Origin of the sequence: Plesiomonas shigelloides, from assembly GCF_900087055.1 — a bacterium.
GTDB classification, from domain to species: domain Bacteria; phylum Pseudomonadota; class Gammaproteobacteria; order Enterobacterales; family CAMTGL01; genus Plesiomonas; species Plesiomonas shigelloides.
Genome location: NZ_LT575468.1, coordinates 1585970 through 1599278, shown reverse-complemented (window position 1 = coordinate 1599278; position 13309 = coordinate 1585970). Strand labels below are relative to the sequence as shown.

The 13309-nt window shown below is 38.3% G+C and carries 9 protein-coding genes; 8 read left to right on the top strand and 1 reads right to left on the bottom strand.

What is annotated here, in order from left to right:
• Positions 1–1227 precede the first annotated feature (1227 nt).
• The 6 genes from NCTC9997_RS06940 (at position 1228) to NCTC9997_RS06915 (ending at position 9293) form a co-directional block, all read left to right on the top strand.
• Positions 1228–2370 carry a DUF3800 domain-containing protein gene (locus NCTC9997_RS06940; protein WP_167550128.1) on the top strand — a complete coding sequence of 381 codons (1143 nt, stop codon included), beginning with the start codon at positions 1228–1230 and terminating at the stop codon, positions 2368–2370.
• Positions 2371–4106: 1736 nt separating this feature from the next.
• On the top strand, positions 4107–4664 hold the full coding sequence (locus NCTC9997_RS06935; RefSeq protein WP_197665253.1) for a hypothetical protein: 558 nt from the start codon (positions 4107–4109) through the stop codon (positions 4662–4664).
• A 458-nt stretch (positions 4665–5122) separates the two neighbouring features.
• Positions 5123–5638 (top strand): hypothetical protein, encoded by a 516-nt coding sequence (locus tag NCTC9997_RS06930; RefSeq protein ID WP_156669249.1) that lies wholly within the window; start codon positions 5123–5125, stop codon positions 5636–5638.
• Positions 5639–5999: 361 nt separating this feature from the next.
• Positions 6000–6995, top strand: a complete 996-nt coding sequence (locus NCTC9997_RS06925; protein ID WP_064977663.1) for a DUF4917 family protein — start codon at positions 6000–6002, stop codon at positions 6993–6995.
• 508 nt (positions 6996–7503) lie between these two features.
• Positions 7504–7908, top strand: coding sequence for a hypothetical protein (locus tag NCTC9997_RS06920; RefSeq protein WP_064977662.1), 405 nt, complete (start codon positions 7504–7506; stop codon positions 7906–7908).
• Positions 7909–8342: 434 nt separating this feature from the next.
• Positions 8343–9293, top strand: coding sequence for a hypothetical protein (locus NCTC9997_RS06915; RefSeq protein ID WP_156669248.1), 951 nt, complete (start codon positions 8343–8345; stop codon positions 9291–9293).
• A gap of 529 nt (positions 9294–9822) precedes the next feature.
• On the opposite strand, the gene NCTC9997_RS06905 is transcribed toward NCTC9997_RS06915, so the two are convergent.
• Positions 9823–11541 (bottom strand): NACHT domain-containing protein, encoded by a 1719-nt coding sequence (locus NCTC9997_RS06905; protein ID WP_064977660.1) that lies wholly within the window; start codon positions 11539–11541, stop codon positions 9823–9825.
• Between the two features lie 588 nt (positions 11542–12129).
• Here NCTC9997_RS06905 and NCTC9997_RS06900 point away from each other — a divergent pair.
• Positions 12130–12735 (top strand): TIR domain-containing protein, encoded by a 606-nt coding sequence (locus tag NCTC9997_RS06900; RefSeq protein WP_064977659.1) that lies wholly within the window; start codon positions 12130–12132, stop codon positions 12733–12735.
• Positions 12728–13132, top strand: a complete 405-nt coding sequence (locus tag NCTC9997_RS06895) for a hypothetical protein (protein ID WP_082935500.1) — start codon at positions 12728–12730, stop codon at positions 13130–13132. The genes NCTC9997_RS06900 and NCTC9997_RS06895 overlap by 8 nt, the downstream gene beginning before the upstream one ends.
• Positions 13133–13309 lie beyond the last annotated feature (177 nt).

Sequence of the window (13309 nt, the reverse complement as noted above, 5' to 3'; positions counted from 1 at the left end):
AGAAAACAAGATTACATTCGCCTACACCGCAGACACTTCAACGCGACCGCTCACCAACAATGTACAGGATTAGAAAGAATACTGACTTACCGTGACACTGAAGATGCATCGGCAACTTGGCCAGATTACACCGAATAGGCTACTGGAAAGAATACGATATTTACGTAAACGATTAAGTAGCCAAGGCAACTAACTCATTAGACACAGCAGCTAAATCGAAGAACAAATACAATTTAGCCGTGACAATAAGCTATGCGTAGTGCTCAAGTTTAACCCACAAAAGCCTATTAAATTCGCCTTTCAGCTAACTTCTAACTAAGGGGCATAACGTAGCATGCTTGCATGCGCAGTGGTTTGAAATGGGCGTAAAATTCGCGCAGCGAATGCCCATTTCAAAATGTCCCTGTTGAGTTTTTTGTTAGCTGAAACCCCAAGGTAGCTAAAAACACTAGACTTGCCGACCCACTAAACAACCTTAAGTAAGGACAATAGAGCTTGGCGAGCATTGTACTGGCCCTATTCTATTCGCAATGATGAACGTGACTCGACCATTCGCCTTCAATTGTGCAAAAGAACGCTGATTTCGTGCAGCTAAACACCATGCAAACAAGAGGAAAGAATACGTTTTTGCAGCTGTACCAAAGCTTACTATGCCAAAACTGTCAGTTGCAGCCGAACCAGCTGACTGGAAAGAAAACATGATTACATTCGGCTAAACCGCAGACTCTTCAACGCGACCGCTCACCAACAACGCACACGATTGGAAAGAATACGACATTTACGTAAACGATTAAGTAGCCAAGGCAACTCACTCATTCGACGCAGCGGCTAAATCGAAGAACAAATACAATTGAGCCGTGAAAATTCACTATGCCAAGTGCTCAGATTTAACCCACAAAAGCTTATTAAATTCGCCTTTCAGCTAACATTTAATTAAGGGGCATAACGGAGCACGCTTGCGTGCGCAGTGGTTTGAAATGGGCATAAAATTCGCGCAGCGAATGCCCATTTCAAAATGTCCCTGCTTGAATTTTTTGTTATCAAGGAACCCGAGCTTTGAACAGCAATGTATGCTGACTTCCTCGACACACAAGCTAACCATACCCCTACCGCAAACTTCACATGCAAAATAAACTACATGTTTCATTAAATGACTAAGAGGATAAGTAGCGGTACTATACATAAATATTTCAGTTCAATAATGCTACTATGCCTTTAGGAGGTAAATTGAAAAATCATGCAAACGTCTATTTCGACGAATCAGGTTTCACAGGAAATAAGCTATTAGACGTTCAACAACCAATTTTTTGTTATGCATCTGTTGTCATCGAAGACGAAGAAGCAAAGTTGCTAGTAGAATACATCATTAAAAAGTACAAAATTCAAAATGGCGAGATAAAAGGTGGAAAGTTAGTCAAGAAAAATAAAGGTCGCCGAGCGATTGATGAGATACTTACTGCATTGCATGGAAAAATGAAAGTATCAGTATCAGATAAAAAGTATGCCTTAGCAGGAAAGTTTTTCGAGTATATATTTGAACCTTCCCTTGCGCGTATAAACTCGATTTTTTATCAATTAAATTTCCACAAGTTTGTTAGCACTATGCTCTACTTGGAACTTGTCAACAACCAAACCGCAGCAGAATACCTGTTCGAAGAATTTGAAGAGTTAATGCGGAGCGGAGATTTCACTAACTTGAAATTATTGTTTGGGGGGCACACAGATGACAGACTGACACAAACCATGGGGTACATACTTACATTTACCTTGAAAAACAAAACAAATGTAGAAAAAGAGCTCGATGGTTATATTGGTGAGGGTTCTGGTAAATGGAGCTTGGATCTAACAAATACTAGCTTATACACCTTGCTGTCTGATTGGGGACAGAGTTATGAAACTCTAACGGCGTATTGTGACAAGTCCAAACCTCTAGAGACAGATCATGAGCTGCTAGATGCTATGGTTGGTAGAGAAGACAAGGTTTATTCGACATTTGGAGATCAAAGGATCCCTATAACCTTCAATCTTACTGAATCAATTAATCTTGTTGACTCACAAGATTACGCTGGAGTTCAACTCGCAGACGCTGTAGCTGCTGCATTTTCATATGCTTGTAATCGTAACAATCAAGATGAATTCGCCATTAAATGGCGTGATTTAATTGAAGATGTCGTGACTTATGGAAGTGTATTTCCTGATTTTGACCATATAGATCCAAGTCGAATGGAAGCTCTGCGAAATGGTATGATTCTTCAGGAGTTAGCTCGTCGTTCAGAAAATAACGAGGACTTATTATTTGGCATTACTGATTTCATCCAAGATGCGACAGTATTTTTAAATAGTCCGGAGTTTATGTTGGCAAAGGAATAACAAACGACTATGGTGCGAATGACCAAATTTCATTTGCTATTTCGCACTAATGAGCGTCTTGCTATGGTAGCGTTACAAAACAAACATTCGCCGAAAATATAGGTTAAATGCCTTTCCTGATAACTTCTAACTAAGGGGCATAACGTAGCATGCTTGCATGCGCAGTGGTTTGAAATGGGCGTAAAATTTGCGCAGCAAATGCCCATTTCAAAATGTCCCTGTTGAGTTTTTTGTTAGCTGAAACCCCAAGGTAGCTAAAAACACTAGACTTACCGACCCACTAAACAACCTTAAGTAAGGACAATAGAGCTTGGCGAGCATTGTACTGGCCCTATTCTATTCGCAATGATGCACGTGACTCGACCATTCGCCTTTAATTGTTCAAAAGAACGCTGATTTGTGCAGCCAAACACCATGCAAACAATAGGAAAGAATACGATTTTTCTGTTGTAGCAAAGCTTGCTATGTCAAAACTGTCAGTTACAGCCGAACCAGCTGACTGGAAAGAAAACAGAATTGCATTTGCTGCCTACACTTCTGACACTTCAACGCGACCGCTCACCTACAATGTACAGGATTGGAAAGAGTAATGACTTACCGAGAACACTGAAGATACATCGGCAACTTGGCCGGTCTACGCTGATCACGCTACGGGAAAGAATACGATATTTACGTAAACGATTAAGCAGCCAAGGCAACTCACTCATTCGACGCAACGGCTAAATCGAAGAACAAATACAATTGAGCCGTGAAAATTCATTATGCTAAGTGCTGAGATTTAACCCACAAAAGCTTATTAAATTCGCCTTTCAGCTAACATTTAATTAAGGGGCATAACGAAGCACGCTTGCGTGCGAAGTGGTTTGAAATGAGCATAAAATTCGCGCAGCGAATGCTCATTTCAAAATGTCCCTGCTTGAATTTCTTGTTATCTGAAACCCCAAGGTTGCTAAAAGCAGGGTTTTGCCGACCAACGTAACAGCCTTAAGTAAAAGCAGCTTTCCTCGGCGAGCCTGAATTTACCCTATTCTACCGATGATTTATCACGTGACTCGACCATTCGACTTAGATTGTGCAAAAGAACACTGATTTTGTGCAACCACACACCATGCTAACAGCAGGAAAGAATACGATTTTTCCAGTTTCAGCAAACCATGTTATGCCTGATCACCCCGCAACAGCAGTACCAACTCACGGGAAAGAAAGCCGGATTACATTCGCCTATACCGGTGAAACTACAACGCGCTCATTCGCCAACTATGTTCAAGAATGGAAAGAATACGATATTTACGTAAACAATGCTGTTACCTAGACAACTCCCCCATTCGACAACAACGCTAAATCGAAGAGAGAATACAATTGCGCCGCGAAAAGTAACGTGACTATGGCCTGAAGTTTAAACCACGAAAGCCTATTAAATTCGACTTTCAGATAACATTTAATTAAGGGGCATAACGGAGCACGCTTGCGTGCGCAGTGGTTTGAAATGGGTGTAAAATTCGCGTAGCGAATGCCCATTTCAAAATGTCCCTGTTGAATTTTTTGTTATCACGGAACCCGATGTTTGAACAGCAATGTATGCTGACACACCCAACACACAAGCTAACCATACCCCCTCCGCAAACTTCACATGCAACACAAAACTACATGTTTCATTAAATGACTAAGAGGGTAATTATCGGTACTATACGAAAAGTTTCTGCTTAATAACTCTGTTAAGATTCAATGAGGACAATATGGACTACGAAGAAATAAAACGACAAGGTATCGCTGATTTTCTCGAAGATGAAGAACAAACTAGACCAGAACGTATTGTTAGATTTGTCGAGCTAAATGAATTGTTTTCGCCACAGGGTGATATGCTTTTAACCGGAGGTTTACAGTCTCACTTAGCTTTTCATGAGTTAGCTAATAGTTACGTTAACGGTAATTACATGGCGGTTGTATTATTGTGCCAAGCTTTTATTGAACACTCACTGTCCGGTGAGTTCAACATGAGAGGGCAGAATACGATAGCTGAATCCTCATTTAAGAAAATCCTCGAATCCGCAAAAGACGCTGAAATTATAAGTGAAACACTTTTTGAACAATTGGAAGTTTTACGAAAAATCCGCAACCCTTATGTTCATGCGAAAGCAGGGCTTAAAAATGGTTCATTGGTTAAAAAATTGATCGATGGCAGATTTGAATCTGCTGAAGAACTAGCTAAGTCAGACGCATTAAAATCACTAGATATACTGAAGTCATTTGTTCATCAAAATGTATTCACATGGGTGCCTGAGCCAGAGGCTTAACAAACGACTATGGTGCGAAAGGCAAAATTCAGATGCTACTTCGCACCAACTAGTGCCCTACCTCGGAGTTTTGCAAAACTTACATTCGCCAAAAGTCTAGATTCAATGCCTTTCCTGATAACATTTAGCTAAGGGGCATAGCGTAGCACGCCTGCGTGCGCAGCGGTTTGAAATGGGCGTAAAATTCACGTAGTGAATGCCCATTTCAAAATGTCCCTGCTTGAGCTCTTTGTTATCACGGCATAATTATCCACTTGAAGAATAGATTTGCGAAGTACACCAATTACTAACTAATAGTTCATTTTCATTGCCATACAAAATTTGCATATACTTCGCACAACACAAAAGAAATATTATCAAGATCGCCATTCGAAATATAAAACTAAATCGCAAAAAAACTCTAGCATTCTGGCACTACTAACGCTATAGGCAATACAGCTTTAGCGCATGGGATAATTATGAAAGGAACACACTCTTTCTTGGCTATAGGATTTATACTTATTGCATTGAGCTATAGGACATTATCAGGAAATGATATAATTAACAAGTTAGAAGCTTCGGGATTAACACCCTCTTTAGAGCGAGGTGACTCTTTAATTGGGTCAGATAGAAACCATAATAGCATTCGAGATGATATTGACCAATATATAAAAGAAAGATACCCCCATGGAGAACAAAGCAAAGCAGCCGAACAATTAGCAAAATCATTAAACTCCATTTTTTTAGTCGAGAATGATGATATAAACAAAGCAAGAAGAATTGTAAAAAGAAACTCTGACGCAATCAATTGCATTTACACGGTTTTTATCAATAAACCAAATAACTCACTAGAAAGTATTGAACCAGCCCAAGTTGTATCAGAAATAGAATCAATCACATTTAACACTAAGAATAGACTGCTAAAATATATTCAATTTAATAAACTTTTAGATGGAACTTCATGGTCATCTTCAGACGGTAATACTTGCTATTAACCCTATGATGGATATGTATATAACATTCGCACAAAAGATTGCTATGCCACAGCCTGATAACATTTAGTTAATGGGCATAACGCAGCACGCTTGCGTGCGAAGTGATTTGAAATGGGCATAAAATTCGCGTAGCGAATGCCCATTTCAAAATGTCCCTACTTCAACTTTTTGTTATCACGGAGCCCGATGCTCACTCTGCAATGTGTTTTGCGTACTCAAAACATGAGCTAACTCTACTTCTGCAGTTAAAATCACTACTCAGCGCACTAGAGAACGTTACATCTGGTGACTCGGAGTACATGCCGAGTTACTATACGGAAACTTTCCGTATAATACGCTATTAAGCAGATTTGGAGGTTTAGTGACATACAAAATATATCATTGGCACAATATTTCAAGTGAATTTCAAGATTCATTGTTACTTGGAAATGGTGCTTCTATCGCTATCGATAAGAGCTTTATGTACAAGTCATTAAGAGAGCATTCAATTAAACATGGCTTACTTACTCATCACGTTAGAGCACTGTTTGAATATTTTAAAACCGACGATTTTGAACTAGTTTTAAGGCTTGTATGGCAAGCTAGTCGAGTGAATAAAGCTCTCAATATAATGGATAACAAGACTCAAAGAGCTTATGAGCATGTTCGAGATTGCCTTATTAATGCAGTTAGGGATATTCATCCAGCATATAGTGATGTTGAGTCACAATTTGACAACATAGCCTCATTTTTACGTAATTTCGATACCGTTCTTAGTTTGAATTATGATCTAACACTATATTGGGTAGCGATGTACGCCAATAGACAAGGAACAAGTCACCGATTCAAAGATGCAATGTATCATGGGGTATTTGCTGATGATTGGAAAAAATACCGTGAGTTATATAGAGAAAGTTCAAATACTTTAATGTTTTATCCTCATGGTAATCTATTGCTCGCACGAAATGTTGTAGACAATGAGTATAAAATTGATGTCGGTGTACATGATGACCTCTTAGATTCAATCCTTAAAAACTGGGAATCAGAAAGCTGCGTTCCCTTATTTGTTAGTGAGGGGACATCAAATCAAAAAGTAGTAGCCATTACAAATAGCCATTACTTGAGTGTCGTATATCGAGAAGTTTTTGCTGATTTAGGGGAAACACTTGTAATTTATGGCTGGGGTTTCGGTGAACACGATGTGCATATTTTACGTCGAATCAGAGAATCTCAAATCAAAAAAATTGCTGTTTCTGTTTTTGGTGCTAACCAAGGTTATTGTAATTATGTGTATGAGCTTATCCGAAAAGAACTAGGTCAGCTTGAGGTTATTTTCTTTGATAGCTCAAGCAAAGGTTGTTGGAATACATCTGCTTAGCAAACGACTATGGTGCGAATGGCGAAATTTCAGCTGCAATTTCGCACCAATAAGTGTCCTACACGGCATTTTGCAAAACTTACATTCGCCAAAAATGTAGATTAAATGCCTTTCCTGATAACATTTAGTTAAGGGGCATAGCGCAGCACGCTTGCGTGCGCAGCGGTTTGAAATGGGCATAAAATTCGCGTAGCGAATGCCCATTTCAAAATGTCCCTGCTTTAACTTTTTGTTATCATGGAACACGATGTTAGAAATGCAATGTGTGTTTACACGCCCAACGTATGAGCTAACTCTACTTCCACAGTAAAAATCACTTATCAACACACTACACACCGTTGCATCGCGTGACTCAGAGTACATGCCGCGTTACTATACGGAAAGTTTAAGCATAATAATGCTGCCATGAAAAAATTGACACTTCGACATGAAAGAATTTTAAGACACATTCATAGAAATAGTCTGATATGCGGTTCTTTTTTCTGTTACGTGTAAGCATAGGATATAAATGACTGTGAATATAAAAATCGTCGCATTAATATCATTTATTGCACTTCTTTCTGGTAATTCACATGCTGAAAACTACGAGAAGTCAGTAATAAATCATCGATTAATCCTGAAAGGCGCTGAATCAAGTGGTATAGAATTCATAGGTTCTGATAAGGTCGTTATGTACGCTGAAATTACAGGAGATATGCCAATTGTAGAAGCTCGCGTAAAATGGATAGGCAACAATTTTTTCTATATGGTCGAAAATGGACGAAATTGTACTGAGTGCCCTCCACGTAGTTGGCTATATAAAATAGAATCTATAAAAAACAACGAGGTTTCCATGTTGGAGTTCAACAATACATGGCCAGCATTTAAAGATGAGGTATCGGTCTATACGTTAAGGATGAATAAAAACAAGTAAAATCGCATAACAACTAGCGTCATTCGCTCAACGTTAAATAACTCATTCGCAGTAGTACCCTACTACGGTACCGTTCTGATTCGCTCATGCGCCGAAAATATTAATTTAATGCCTTTCCTGATAACATTTAGCTAAGGGGCATAGCGCAGCACGCCTGCGTGCGCAGCGGTTTGAAATGGGCGTAAAATTCGCGTAGCGAATGCCCATTTCAAAATGTCCCTGCTTGAGCTTCTTGTTATCACGGAACCAATTGTTTGGAAAACAACGCCTGTTTACACACCCAACACATGAGCTAACTCTGCTTCTACACTAAAACCGCATATGCAATACTGCACAACTCGTTACATTAGGTGACGAAGAATACATGTCACGTTACTATACGGAAAGTTTCCGCATAATACGCTGTTATGACAACTATCTAGAGTATTGTATCAATGAAAATTTCATATGATTGTTGCGATTTTAAGGGGACATACTCCCATCTGAATTCAGCTAACAGTTCATTGACTGTCGATTGGGAAGACCTACTTTGGGCAATTATGACTGTAGGCAAGCGGCATCGAAGAGCTTTGTATTCAAATGGTTTTTATTCCCACGCGGAAATCTTAAATAGGATTTACTTGTTGCTAGCTAACCTAACTGAATCGAGAGGCTATATATATACTTCTGATATTTATAGCGATTCTGACCCAACAGAAAAGACGTTTACTTCTTTTATGCTTGGTATGGCTATGTCTAAACTATTTTCCGAAAAGTTAATTCAAACGCCATGGTTGGCACATGTTCATTGCTTAAAGAGTGTCCTTGGTATTCCAGTGGGAGCGTCAGGTAAAGTAACTAAATCTCGTCCAGATCTTATTGGTCGTAACATTAGAGGTGAATTCGTTATTGTGGAGGCAAAGGGTACTTCCGGTAAGTTTAATAGCTCTACTCAAGTGAAAGCGAAGCAACAAACCACCGTCATTGGTACTGTCAATGGAAAGGCTCCTGTTGTAAGAATTGCGTCGCAAGCATACTTTTCGGATGAGCTGTCCGTGTACTTTCAAGACCCCGAGCCGGAGCGTGATGGGCTTCAAATTGAATTTGAAGAAAACGAGTATTTTAGCGCCTACTACCATTTACTGAGTAACTTAAGTGATGAAACTACTCAAGCTTTGAAAAGGTTTGGTATAGAAATAGGATTCACACAAGAGCTAGAGGGGGCTCTTGAGTCTAGAGACTTCAGCCGTTTTAAAGAGCAAGCTAATGAAAGTTATAAAGATAGCAGTGGCTTCAAAGTGTTTAGTGACGGGATCAAGATACGTCTTAACACAAAAAAATGGAAAGAGGCTTTAACTAATGCAGGTACACGTAGTCATAACAAAGCGTTTAAGAGTGATTCGTAACGCGTGGCATTTTTGCTTTGAGGTAACTTCAGTGTTTAAGGCGCAATGCCGAAACTTCGTTATTGCGTTACTCACACCTTAACGCGGCGTTAAAATATGTTATTTTCCATTCGCCGTAGTACCCTACTACGGCAGTATTACGATTCTCTCATGCGCCAAAAATTTTAATTAAATGCCTTTCCTGATAACATTTAGCTAAGGGGCATAGCGCAGCACGCTTGCGTGCGCAGCGGTTTGAAATGGGCATAAATTTCGCGCAGCGAATGCCCATTTCAAAATGTCCCTGCTTGAGCTTCTTGTTATCAAGGAACCCGATGCTTGGACAACAATGAGTGTTTGCATACCCAACGCATGAGCTAACTCTACTTCCACGGTAAAAATCACTACGCCGCCGCTGCAAAAACTACTACTCAGCACACGGCGTAACGTTACATCTGGTAACTCAGAGTATATGTCACGTTACTATACAGAAACTTTTGGCATAATACGCAGCTAGTTGTCACCATTACAAGAATGTAGCATTGGCAAACTAAAAATTCATGCTTTCGATTAAAGCGTCTTTCCGGTTAAAGCGAATTTTCATTTGAACATATTTATCATACATCCCTTTGATGGTTTGATTAATTAGATTCTCTGCTTCGTCGTATAAATCACAGTCTTTCATTGCCGAGACAATACTAATTTCTCTTTGGCTACCTGGTTTTATTTCATAATTATTTATCATTTTAATTATTAGGTTGATCATGGTACTATATGCATCGTTCATATAATGAACTAAAAAAATTGGCCTTTGATTAAATCTAAAAGATATTATCTGACTTAGCTCCTCATTACAATATAAGTGTGAATCTTGCAAAAGAAAACCAAGTTCTAAGTGATTGTAGTTTTCGGCCTGTGATAGATCTTGAAAGATAGATTCATAAGTGGGGAGCAAAAAATACTTGTTAAAGTAATGTTCATCGATAACGCTAAGAAAGTCTAATTCAACTCTATATTTTTGTATACTTTCTTTAGCCATAGTGTAGAAGCGCTCTTTCAGTTCGTTAGGGCTTCCGCTAATAAATTTTGCCGAATGATATTCTCTTATGCTTTTATGAATAAAGTGATAATTAAACCCCTCTTCCAACAAAAGACAGGTATTTTTAATGCAGTCACTTAAAAAACTGAACTCAGAAGATGGAGTAATATTTAAAAACTCACATGCTTTTTTTATTACTTTTAATGCTTCTTGTCGTGATAAAGAGGTTTTGCCTTCAATCATGCTATAGAAACAAAACCCACAAAATAAATCCTCAAGCTCTCTTTCATTTAAATTAGATTTATATTCTCTTCTAAATCCAGGTTTAGTAGCATCATGCCGATTTACAAGAACATGAAAGATATTCTCATAAAATTCGTGTAACTGTGTTGGGATTTTATTGTAAGTTTTATATGTTATAGCCAGCAAGGTTAATAACAATGGTGTCGTAACCAGGCTAATGATTTCATTGTTATTCTCATGTAAGCTTTTCATTATTTGATGAACAGTAACTTCATCGTTATTAAAAAATCTTAATAGCATTGGTTTGAAGTCTGATAGTTCAATTTGCTCTAAGTTGAAGACATCAAATGATGGTACTTTTTGTATTTCCGCTCCAGGCCTGGATGTTATTATTACCTGCTGCCGATAATATTTTGCACAGATGTTTTCAATATGTATCAAAGTATCTTTTAAGTTCTTATCTGGTATTTCATCAAATGCATCGAATAATAAAGTGAATTTATTACTAGAATAGATATACTCTAACTCCGTTTCAGTAGCTTGAATTCCAAGTTCACTTAAAGATTGGCAGATAAGTGTCGGTAAATCAGTTCTATCAGTTATCTTCCTTAATTCAACAAAAAGTGGAATAACTTTACTTTTCCTTAGTGCGACACCTGTTAAATAACGCAAAAGTATGGACTTACCTTGACCTGCAGTTCCCTGTATTACAACCTTTCCATTTTCTGGAAATACATCTAATGAATCAACTTGAATGACTTTATCTTCAACAAGAATATTTGACGGATAATAAAACTCATTTAAATTCACGCTTTTATCAACTTGCCATATTGTTTTAACATTCTCTACATTTGAAGCTTTCAGATATGCTTGTTCAATATTTATCTTATGTGCATTCTTAAAACTTGAGGATTTGCTTTTTAGAAAACTAATAGCTTCTGCTAATCCTAGTTTAAAAGACTCTGCTACAATTGCTTCTCCAAGCATGGTTTCCCTCTCATAAATTTCGCGTGATATATGATGAATAGTAATATTTTACTGTCAGGGTGACAACTAACAAGGCGTTTAAGTGGGATTCATGCCACGTTACATTTTTGGTATGCGGAGAAAGTGGTCTAAGAAAAATTGATTTGTGTGCTCCCCCCCTGAATGGACGTTAAAGATAATTATTTTTATTCACCACATCATCCTACTACAGCAGTATTACGATTTTCTCATGCGCCGAAAACATTAATTAAATGTCTTTCTTGATAACATTTAGCTAAGGGGCATAGCGTAGCACGCCTGCGTGCGCAGCGGTTTGAAATGGGCATAAAATTCACGTAGTGAATGCCCATTTCAAAATGTCCCTGTTGAGCTGCTTGTTATCACGGAACCCGATGTTTGGAAAGCAGTGTGTGCAGACATAGCCAACGAATGAGCTAACTCTACTTCTACAGTAAAACCTAATATGCAACACGGTACAACTCGTTACATTAGGTGACACATGATACAAGTCACGTTACTATACGGAAAGTTTCCACATAATAACGCTGTTATGCGAACATGTAGTTTTGTGCTAATTATGGAGATGATATGGCATTATTTAATGAAAGTAGTATTAGAGCTCGTGCCCAACAAGAGAGCCAACGGGCAACTAATATATATAAGTCAAAGAGTAAAATTCTTTCCGAATCCGCCTCTGTTTTTAATAAATATAAAACTTACGACATTTTCTTGTCTCACAGCTCGAAAGACGCTGAGTTGATACTTGGTGTTAAAGCTACACTTGAAGATATGGGTTACTCTGTCTATGTCGACTGGGTTGATGATGCTCAACTTGATCGAAGTAAAGTCAATGAAAGTACAGCTGAATTACTCAGAGAAAGAATGGATGCTTCTAAGTCGTTATTCTATGTCACAACTGAAAATGCAGAAGCTTCAAAGTGGATGCCTTGGGAGTGTGGCTACTTTGATGGCATAAAAGAGAAAGTAGCAATTCTACCTATAAAAAAATACTCGTATGATAATGAGTATATAGGACAAGAGTATCTAGGTTTGTACCCATATTGCTTGAAGGGAAATGATATGGCACAGATACCTCGCCTGTGGATTCATAAAGATAAAAGTCACTATCTCGTATATGAAGCTTGGCTGAAAACTTCTCGAAGAGAGCTAACGTGGAGAAAGCTGGATGATTGAGCAAAAAATTGCGCATTTAACTTTTATACAAGGGGTAATTAATAGAATGGGGCAAAACTCCTTCTTGCTTAAAGGTTGGAGTGTCACTATTGTCGCAGCTTTATTTGCGTTAGCTGCAAAAGACTCAAATAAAATGTTTGCACTTATAGCGTATTTTCCTGCGTTCATGTTTTGGTTCTTGGATGCTTTTTTCTTGCATCAAGAAAAACTGTACCGCAAGCTTTATGAGAAGGTTGCTGAAGATATTATAAAGAGTGATAAATATACTCTTAATACGCAACCAGTGGAGCGTGAAGTGGATAGTTATACAAAAGTAATTTTTTCTAAAACACTATTACCTTTTTACGGTTGCATCATAGGCGTATTACTAATCGCTATGTTTGGAATATTAACTTAGTTCGCATAACAAGGTTGTAAACGCGAACAAAAAACAGTTGGCTTTGTTCGTGCCTCACAAATTGTAGTCAACTATTTTTAGCCGGTTACAACGGCGTTAAAAATATAATATCTCCCATTCGCCGTAGTACCCTACTACGGCAGTATTACGATTCTCTCATGCGCCAAAAATATTAAT

Excerpts from the sequence above, each read along its gene's own strand:
- NCTC9997_RS06920 (WP_064977662.1), top strand. The coding sequence starts at position 7,504 with ATGACTGTGAATATAAAAATCGTCGCATTAATATCATTTATTGCACTT.
- NCTC9997_RS06935 (WP_197665253.1), top strand. The coding sequence starts at position 4,107 with ATGGACTACGAAGAAATAAAACGACAAGGTATCGCTGATTTTCTCGAA.
- NCTC9997_RS06900 (WP_064977659.1), top strand. The coding sequence starts at position 12,130 with ATGGCATTATTTAATGAAAGTAGTATTAGAGCTCGTGCCCAACAAGAG.
- NCTC9997_RS06905 (WP_064977660.1), bottom strand. The coding sequence starts at position 11,541 with ATGCTTGGAGAAGCAATTGTAGCAGAGTCTTTTAAACTAGGATTAGCA.
- NCTC9997_RS06915 (WP_156669248.1), top strand. The coding sequence starts at position 8,343 with ATGAAAATTTCATATGATTGTTGCGATTTTAAGGGGACATACTCCCAT.
- NCTC9997_RS06930 (WP_156669249.1), top strand. The coding sequence starts at position 5,123 with ATGAAAGGAACACACTCTTTCTTGGCTATAGGATTTATACTTATTGCA.
- NCTC9997_RS06895 (WP_082935500.1), top strand. The coding sequence starts at position 12,728 with ATGATTGAGCAAAAAATTGCGCATTTAACTTTTATACAAGGGGTAATT.